Origin of the sequence: Campylobacter sp. BCW_6461 (assembly GCF_001762735.1) — a bacterium.
Taxonomy (GTDB): Bacteria; Campylobacterota; Campylobacteria; order Campylobacterales; family Campylobacteraceae; genus Campylobacter_D; species Campylobacter_D jejuni.
The window spans coordinates 1-591 of sequence record NZ_MJXJ01000019.1 but is presented as its reverse complement, the minus strand read 5'-3'; the positions used below and the strand labels follow the sequence as shown (position 1 = coordinate 591).

The 591-nt window shown below is 49.2% G+C and carries 6 tRNA genes; all 6 read left to right on the top strand.

The features are described 5' to 3' along the window. Position 1: 1 nt before the first annotated feature. The 6 genes from AJ882_RS03045 to AJ882_RS03020 all read left to right on the top strand — a co-directional run bounded on the left by AJ882_RS03045 (position 2) and on the right by AJ882_RS03020 (position 590). Positions 2-77, top strand: a tRNA-Val gene (locus tag AJ882_RS03045). Between the two features lie 51 nt (positions 78-128). Continuing rightward, positions 129-205 (top strand) — tRNA-Asp (locus AJ882_RS03040). A 4-nt stretch (positions 206-209) separates the two neighbouring features. Continuing rightward, positions 210-285 (top strand) — tRNA-Lys (locus tag AJ882_RS03035). Positions 286-304: 19 nt separating this feature from the next. Then, positions 305-380: transfer RNA gene (locus AJ882_RS03030), tRNA-Arg, on the top strand. Positions 381-386: 6 nt separating this feature from the next. Further along, positions 387-462: transfer RNA gene (locus tag AJ882_RS03025), tRNA-Val, on the top strand. Positions 463-513: 51 nt separating this feature from the next. Beyond that, positions 514-590 (top strand) — tRNA-Asp (locus AJ882_RS03020). The last annotated feature ends 1 nt before the right edge of the window (position 591 follow it).

Below are 591 nucleotides of genomic sequence, written 5' to 3'. Positions count from 1 at the left end.
AGGTCGCTTAGCTCAGTTGGTAGAGCGCCACCCTTACAAGGTGGATGTCATAAGTTCGAGTCTTATAGTGACCACCATTTTATAAAATCATAAATAGGTTTTATAATCTCTACTTCTTTACTTTGGATGCAGCGGTAGTTCAGCTGGTTAGAATGCCGCCCTGTCACGGCGGAGGTCGCGGGTTCGAGCCCCGTCCGCTGCGCCATATTGTCTCGTTAGCTCAGCCGGTAGAGCATCTCCCTTTTAAGGAGGGGGCCGTTGGTTCGAATCCAACACGGGACACCATTTTTATTGTTAGGGTTATGACCCTTTCGTCTAGTGGCCCAGGACAACACTCTCTCTGTGTGGAAACAGAGGTTCAAATCCTCTAGGGGTCGCCAATCATAGGTCGCTTAGCTCAGTTGGTAGAGCGCCACCCTTACAAGGTGGATGTCATAAGTTCGAGTCTTATAGTGACCACCATTTTATAAAATCATAAATAGGTTTTATAATCTCTACTTCTTTACTTTGGATGCAGCGGTAGTTCAGCTGGTTAGAATGCCGCCCTGTCACGGCGGAGGTCGCGGGTTCGAGCCCCGTCCGCTGCGCCAT